General features: G+C 68.0%; 7 protein-coding genes and 1 pseudogene. 2 read left to right on the top strand and 6 right to left on the bottom strand.

Annotated elements, in window-relative coordinates:
- Positions 1 to 245 precede the first annotated feature (245 nt).
- Positions 246 to 1,127, top strand: a complete 882-nt coding sequence (locus EFK10_RS27570; RefSeq protein ID WP_127358364.1) for an LLM class F420-dependent oxidoreductase — start codon at positions 246 to 248, stop codon at positions 1,125 to 1,127.
- Between the two features lie 31 nt (positions 1,128 to 1,158).
- Here EFK10_RS27570 and EFK10_RS27565 read toward each other — a convergent pair whose 3' ends face one another.
- The 6 genes and pseudogenes from EFK10_RS27565 to EFK10_RS27540 all read right to left on the bottom strand — a co-directional run.
- Positions 1,159 to 2,178, bottom strand: a complete 1,020-nt coding sequence (locus tag EFK10_RS27565) for an LLM class flavin-dependent oxidoreductase (RefSeq protein WP_127358363.1) — start codon at positions 2,176 to 2,178, stop codon at positions 1,159 to 1,161.
- A 102-nt stretch (positions 2,179 to 2,280) separates the two neighbouring features.
- The gene (locus EFK10_RS27560) at positions 2,281 to 2,649 is read right to left on the bottom strand and encodes a winged helix-turn-helix transcriptional regulator (RefSeq protein ID WP_127358362.1); all 369 of its coding nucleotides are present in this window, start codon (positions 2,647 to 2,649) and stop codon (positions 2,281 to 2,283) included.
- A 4-nt stretch (positions 2,650 to 2,653) separates the two neighbouring features.
- Positions 2,654 to 3,235: an NADPH-dependent FMN reductase gene (locus EFK10_RS27555; protein WP_127358361.1), complete on the bottom strand. Its 582-nt coding sequence runs from the start codon at positions 3,233 to 3,235 to the stop codon at positions 2,654 to 2,656.
- 87 nt (positions 3,236 to 3,322) lie between these two features.
- Positions 3,323 to 3,553 (bottom strand): hypothetical protein, encoded by a 231-nt coding sequence (locus EFK10_RS50925; protein WP_127358360.1) that lies wholly within the window; start codon positions 3,551 to 3,553, stop codon positions 3,323 to 3,325.
- Positions 3,540 to 3,794, bottom strand: coding sequence for a DUF6400 family protein (locus EFK10_RS27545; protein WP_127358359.1), 255 nt, complete (start codon positions 3,792 to 3,794; stop codon positions 3,540 to 3,542). Before EFK10_RS27545 ends, EFK10_RS50925 begins: the two co-directional genes overlap by 14 nt.
- 183 nt (positions 3,795 to 3,977) lie before the next feature.
- Positions 3,978 to 4,319: pseudogene (locus EFK10_RS27540) on the bottom strand (DUF305 domain-containing protein); the annotation flags it as partial.
- A gap of 316 nt (positions 4,320 to 4,635) precedes the next feature.
- Here EFK10_RS27540 and EFK10_RS27535 point away from each other — a divergent pair.
- The gene (locus tag EFK10_RS27535) at positions 4,636 to 6,621 is read left to right on the top strand and encodes a sigma-70 family RNA polymerase sigma factor (RefSeq protein ID WP_127358357.1); all 1,986 of its coding nucleotides are present in this window, start codon (positions 4,636 to 4,638) and stop codon (positions 6,619 to 6,621) included.
- Positions 6,622 to 6,669 lie beyond the last annotated feature (48 nt).

Genomic DNA, 6,669 nt, shown 5'->3' with positions numbered 1-6,669 from the left:
TGGCCCCGGCCGCCGCCGCCCGCCGCGCCAACGGCGCCGCCGCGATGGCCGTCACCGCTCCGGGGCCGGCCACCGCGCCCGACGCGCACGCGCTGGACGAGTTCCTCCGTCAGTCGCGCCCAGCATCGGGTCCACGCGGCTGGGCTTCGTATTGATCTTCGTACCGATGCGGATGTCCTTGACCTGGAGCGCACTCGAAGAACTACTGTCGTGAGTGTCTACGACGACCCGAACGGGAGACCACCGTGCGACTGGGTGTACACATCAGCAAGTTCGATCACCCCCAGGGGCCCGCCGGTCTCGGGCCGGAGTTGGCCGCGGCCGGTGTCGCCGCTGAGGCGGCGGGCCTGAGCTGGATTTCGGTGATGGACCACTACTTCCAGATGGAGCAGAACGGCGGCGCCGAGGCCGCGATGCTGGAGGCCTACACCACGCTGGGCTACCTCGCCGCGCACACGTCCTCGGTCCAGCTCGGGGTGCTCGTCACCGGGACGACCTATCGCCACCCCGGCCTGCTGGCGAAGATCGCCACCACGCTCGACGTCCTCTCCGGTGGCCGCGCGACCCTGGGCCTCGGCGCCGCCTGGTACGAGCGCGAGCACCAAGGCCTGGGCGTGCCCTTCCCGCCGCTCGCCGAGCGCTTCGAGCGGCTGGAGGAGACGCTGCGCATCTGCCTGCAGATGTGGGACCAGGACAACAACGGCCCCTTCGAAGGGGAGCACTATCGCCTCGCCGAGACCAGGTGCACGCCGCCGCCCGTGAGCGCACCGCACCCCGAGATCATGATCGGAGGCGGGGGCGAGAAGAAGACGCTCCGCCTGGTCGCCCAGTACGGCGACGCCTGCAACCTCTTCGGCTCCTCCCACGCCGAAGTCGCGCACAAGCTCGACGTGCTGCGCAGGCACTGCGACGAGGCCGGACGCGACTACTCCCGCATCCGCAAGACCATGCTCTACCTCGGTGACACCATCCGGAACGGTGACATCGACGCCTTCGTCGACGACCTGGCCGGCTACGCCAAGCTCGGCATCGAGACCGCCATTGTGCCGCCGCCGGACGCGACCCCGGCCGCGTGGATCGAGAACCGCTGCGCACCCGCGGTACGCCGCCTGGCGGAACTCGGCTGACCGCTACCGGGCGACCGCGTGCCGGTGCAGGTCAAGCAGCGGGTTGCCAGCCCAGTGCCGGGCCGAGTTCGGTGGCGATGTCGGTGAGGATCTGTACGTAGTCGTCGTGGTCGAAGGTGAAGGGCAGCGCGAACGCGACCTCGTCGACCTCCCGGAAGGCGGCGTGTGAGTAGAGCCGTTCAGCGATCTCGGCGGAGGGGCCGACAAGATCCGGCGCGAACATCATGCGCGCCGGCCCCTGCGGCGTGGCGGTACGCGGCATCCGCTTGAGGGCGTACTCCTCGTACTTCGCGCGTTGCTCCGCCGAGGCGGAGTCGGTCGGGATGACGACGAGTCCCTGGGAGACGCGGGCGCGATCGCCGTCGGGGTGGTGGGCACGGAACGTTCTGATGGTCGAGAGCTGGATCTCGGCGAAGTCCTCGGACTCCTCGGCCTTCACGACGCTGCTGGTCAGGAAGTTCATCCCGTGCTCACCGGCCCACCGGGCCGACTGAAGGCTCGCGCCGCCGTACCACATGCGGCGGCCGAGGCCGGGGGAGTGGGGCTGGACGCGGTCGGAGAACACCTCGAAGCCCGTGGTCCCGCTGAAGTCGGTGGCGGGTTCGCCGCGCACGAAGTCCAGCAGCCGCCGCACCCGTTCGTAGCCGAAGTCCTCGGCGTCGGCGGTGTCGGGGTAGAGCGCGGTCTTGACCTTGTCGTAGTTCATCGGCGGTCCGACGCTGACCCCCGGATTCAGCCGGCCGCCGGACAGGATGTCGACCGTCGCCAGGTCCTCGGCCAGCCGCAGCGGGTTCTCCCAGCCGAGGGGAATGACCGCCGTGCCCAGGTCGATACGGCTGGTGCGCTGCGAGGCCGCCGCCAGGACCGCGACAGGAGAGGAGATGCCGTACTGCAGATGACGATGCCGCACCCACGCGCTGTCGAAGCCCAGCCGCTCGCCCAGCTCGATGATCTCCAGCGTCGACTCGTGGCCCCTCCGTGGATCGGCCTCGTCGAACAAGCCGATCGTCAAGAACCCCAGCTTCCGCAACGGCTCCGAGGTCAGTGGCACAGGGCTCCTCCATCGTCAGCGGCATGTGCTGCCGAACACCACACCGCCTTGATGATCTCAGGGCACCCGCGCCTCACTCCTGCAGGGCCACGCGAATCGTGTTCAGCTGCGTGTCGGAGCAGGAGCCGGGACGCCTGCCGCGGGATCCTCTTCCGGCAGCGGGATCCACTTGTGCGCCCAGGTGATGATTGACTCCAGTACGGGTTCCAGTTCGAGCCCCCTCTGGGTGAGGTGGTATTCGACCTGGACGGGTGTCGTGGACAGGACCCGGCGCTCCACCAGCTCCTGCTCCTGCAGCGCACGCAGTCGCTGCGCCAGCATGGTGTCGCTCACGCCGGGAATAGCTGCCTTGATCTGCGCGTACCGGTGCTGTCCGGTGAACAGGGCGCGCAGGACCGCGCCGGTCCACCGGGTACCGATCAGTTCGATCGCCGCATGGAAGCGCACGCACACAGGGTGTACGTCGGTCATGGCGTCACGGGGCCGGCTGTGTCGCGCGCAGCGGGAGCAACGCGTCGCCGACCCGCTTGAGCTCGTCGAACATCGCCTTGGCGGACGCGATCATGATGCCGTTGGCTGCGAGGCCTTCATCCTCGGTGACGAGTTGGTGGACGAAGGGGATGGAGACCGCCTCGAACAGCGGGGTCATCTTGAGCGTGGTGACGACCTGCTTGATCATCTGGGCAGCCCGGGTGCCCGCTGAGACGCCTCCGTAGCTGGCCAGGCCAACCGGCTTGTGATGCCACTCGTTGTGCAGGTAGTCGATGGCGTTCTTCAGCTCGGCGTTGTAGCCGTAGTTGTACTCCGGCATGACGAACACGAAGGCGTCCGCCTCGGCGACCTTGGCACTCCAGTCACGGGTGTGCTGGTGGACGTACTGGGCAAGCCGCGGGTGGTGCGGCTCGTTCATAAACGGCAGGTTCACCTCGGCGAGGTCCACCAGCTCGATGTCCGCGAACCCGCCGTGCGTCCTGGCCTCTGCCTCGACCCACTGCCCGACGGTCAGGCCGATCCGTCCGGGGCGCGTGCTCGCCACAATGATCTTCAGCTTCGCCATCACTGTCTCCTTCTGGGTTCCCCGAGACTCCCAAAAGACTACGGAAAGATGAGTTGATAAGCAAAGCGTAGTGGCGTGACCCGCCGGTCAGCAGCGGGGCGAGCCCTCGGCGCCGAATCGGGAGTCCCAGACCCACAGGTGCGCGCAGTTGGGGCACTGCAGGTGCACCATGCGCCCCTGCGTCGACAGCAGGTAGCGCCAGTGATCAGCGCACGTGCGTCCGGCCTCGCACGTCGCGCAACCGCGCTCGTCGTCGCAACCGGGGCACGGCACCCAGGCCCTGCGTCCCTTGTCGGCGCCAGGATCAATCGGCAGCACGGCCGTCCCCCTCACGAGGCGGCAGCACTCCGGCCGCCTCCAGTCGCCGGTAGATCGCCGTCTGCTCCTCGTCGAGACCGGAGTAGAGGAGGCGATAGGCCTCGTCCTCGTCCGCCAGCACGGCGACCGGGTCCCACTCGTCGCCCAGGGCGGCGACGACCGCGGCCCGGCGTCGTCCCTCGTCATGGACGAGGTCGAATTCGATCGCATGGAGATCTTCGTTTGACGCGCCATTTATCATGCTGGGTTTCCCGAATCGCGTGTGCGTATCAATTTGGTATGTCTAACAAATCGCCCGAGATCAAGAAAGTCTTTGCCGGAAAATGCGACGCAGATCGCACTGCCGGATTGGGTGATGGTTTGGGCAGGTATGCCCCGATTCGCCTGTGGTGAGTCGGCGGTAGGAAATGAGGCCGGACAGCGTGCCGTACTCGCCCTTGCTCTGCTCGGTCGTGGCCATCTCGACGGCGCCCTTGTGGTGCTGGACCATCATCTGCAGAAACATGGTGTCGAACATGGTGCCGGAGGCCTTTTCGAGCTTGGTCATGTCGGCTGTGCTCATCATTCCGGGCATGCCGGAGGACATGTCCATGCCCTTCATGTCCTGGGGGACGGCTGCGCCCCAGGAGGTGAGCCAGCCGGACATGGTCTTGATCTCGGGGTCCTGCGCGCCCTTGATCGTCGTGGCGAGGGACTTGACCTCGCTGGAGGAAGCGCGGGTGGCGGCCAGATCGGCCATCTCGATAGCCTGACGGTGGTGCGTGACCCCCTAGGGGTATCTGGGCCGTCAGTTCGACCCTCTCCGCAACCCCGAGGAGTGATGATGAGCACCGCGATACCTGGCGCGAGCGCGACCGAAGTCCTGCGCCTGCGCGGCTTCCGCGCCGCCGGGTGACAGCGTCGCCATCTCGGCCACGGCTGCCGACGCCGTGCGCTCGCGCGATTGACGCTGAACCTTGACCGGCGGGCCGGGGAGTGGCGTGCCATGATGCCGGACGGGCCCGGCCGGACGCAGCGGGTGGTGCGAAGGTCATTCGCCGATTTCTGTTATGCCGTAGCCGATCAGGGACCCTCCTCCAGTCATGACCGAGAATTCACAGTCGCAGGCGGCGGTGGTGCGTGCCGCACAGCAGGGCGACCAGCGGGCCCTGGATGCGCTCGTGGCCGACTACCTGCCCCTGATCTACAACATCGTGGGACGCGCGCTCGACGCTCCGGCCGATACGGACGACGTCGTGCAGGAGATCATGTTGCAGATGATCCGCGATGTGCGGAAGCTGCGTGACCCTGAGGCGTTCCGGTCCTGGCTGGTCGCCATAGCGATGCGGCAGGTTCGTCGGCACTGTCGGGTGCGGCGCAGCGCGCCGGGGACCGCCGGGATCGAGTCCCTGGAGGAGACGGCGCTGCTCGCCGATCCGGGAGCCGACTTCGTCGACCTGACGATCACCGTGTTGCACCTGTCGGGCCAGCGGCAGGAAACGGCCGAGGCCACGCGCTGGCTGGACGTCGACGACCGTGAGCTGTTGTCCCTGTGGTGGATGGAGGTCGCGGGGCAGCTCACGCGGACCGAACTGGCCAACGCGATGGAGCTGCCGATGCCGCAGACCGCGGTCCGGGTGCAGCGGATGAAGGCGCGCCTGGAAGTCGCGCGGTCGGTCGTCCGCGCGCTCGGGGCAGTGCCGCGCTGCTCGGAGATGAACACGGTTCTTGGCGGTTGGGACGGGCGGCCCGCGGGCCTGTGGCGCAAGAGGATCGCCCGGCATGTTCGCGCCTGTCCGGCCTGCTGTGGCGTGGTCGTCGATGTGGTGCCGGCGGAGCGGCTGCTGGCCGACCTGGCGTTGGTGTCCGTTCCGCCCGTCCTGGTGGCGCTGGTGGCGTCGGGCGTGGGAGTCGGCGGTGCGGGCGGGGCCGGTGGCACCACTGCGGTGGCCGGCGGTTCTGCCAGGGCCGGGAGGGCGGCGTTGCGAGCCGCCGCACGGAAGTCGGCAGGTGTGTCCTTCGGCAAGGCCGTGGTCATCTCGTCCGCCGCCACGGTGGCCTTCGCCGGTGTCACGACCGCGTACACCCTCAACCTCTTCGGGCAGGACGGTCAGACCCGAGTCGTCAGCGCCGCGTCGGCGTCACCGGTCGCCGACGCCCAGCCGTCCGCCACTCTTTCTTCCCCGACGGCCAGGCCTTCCGCGTCCGCGAAGCCGAACTCCACACCGTCGTCGCACAAGGCCGCCGCACCGAAGCCGGCCGCCAAGAAGACGGCGGCCGTCACCAACACCAAACTGCCGGTGCGGGCCGCCTTCTACTACCCCTGGTACCCCGAGAACTTCACCCCGGGCGGCAGCCAGTACACGCCCTCCGCCGGCAAGTACGACGTCGACAAAGTGGCCACGGTCGACCGCCAGATCAAGGACATGCAGTACGGCGGTCTCCAGGCCGGCATCTCCTCCTGGTGGGGCGCGGGCAAGCGCGAGGACAAGCGGCTGCCCCTGCTGATGTCCGAGGGCTCGAAACTCGGCTTCTCCTGGACCGTTTACTACGAGAACGAGGCATACGCCGACCCCTCGGCGACGGAGATCAAGAAAAACCTCGAGTACCTGCGCAAGTACTCCAGCCAGAAGACCTGGCTGCACGTCAACGGCAAACCGGTGATCTTCGTGTACGGCGGTGGCGGCGACGGTTGCGGCATGGCCACCCGGTGGGCGCAGGCCAACAAGACCGAGGGGTACTACGTCGTGCTGAAGGTGTTCGGCGGCTACCAGGACTGCGCCAACCAGCCGGCGGGCTGGCATCAGTACGCCTCCGGCCTGGACGTGCAGAAGGGGTACTCGGCGATCCTGTCGCCCGGCTTCTGGAAGAACACCGACAAGCAGCCGACGGTCCCGCGCGACCTCGACAAGTTCCGCAAGGACGCCACTACCGTCGCCACGTCGGGTGAGCCGTTCCAGCTGGTCGTGACATACAACGAATGGGGCGAGGGGACGGCGGTCGAGTCGTCCACGGACTGGCCCAGCTCCAGCGGCCACGGCGCCTACATCGACATCCTGCACCAGGTCTTCTCCGCGCATCCGCGCTGAGCCTTTCGCCCTTTCGCGGACGAGCGCACGGCGTCCGGTGGGCCAAGG

The organism is Streptomyces soli, from assembly GCF_003999195.1.
Classification (GTDB): Bacteria; Actinomycetota; Actinomycetes; order Streptomycetales; family Streptomycetaceae; genus Actinacidiphila; species Actinacidiphila soli.
The sequence above is the reverse complement of the archived record's forward strand: the minus strand, read 5'-3'. Positions and strand labels throughout refer to the sequence as shown.

Excerpts from the sequence above, each read along its gene's own strand:
- EFK10_RS27560 (WP_127358362.1), bottom strand. The coding sequence starts at position 2,649 with ATGACCGACGTACACCCTGTGTGCGTGCGCTTCCATGCGGCGATCGAA.
- EFK10_RS27555 (WP_127358361.1), bottom strand. The coding sequence starts at position 3,235 with ATGGCGAAGCTGAAGATCATTGTGGCGAGCACGCGCCCCGGACGGATC.
- EFK10_RS27545 (WP_127358359.1), bottom strand. The coding sequence starts at position 3,794 with ATGATAAATGGCGCGTCAAACGAAGATCTCCATGCGATCGAATTCGAC.
- EFK10_RS27535 (WP_127358357.1), top strand. The coding sequence starts at position 4,636 with ATGACCGAGAATTCACAGTCGCAGGCGGCGGTGGTGCGTGCCGCACAG.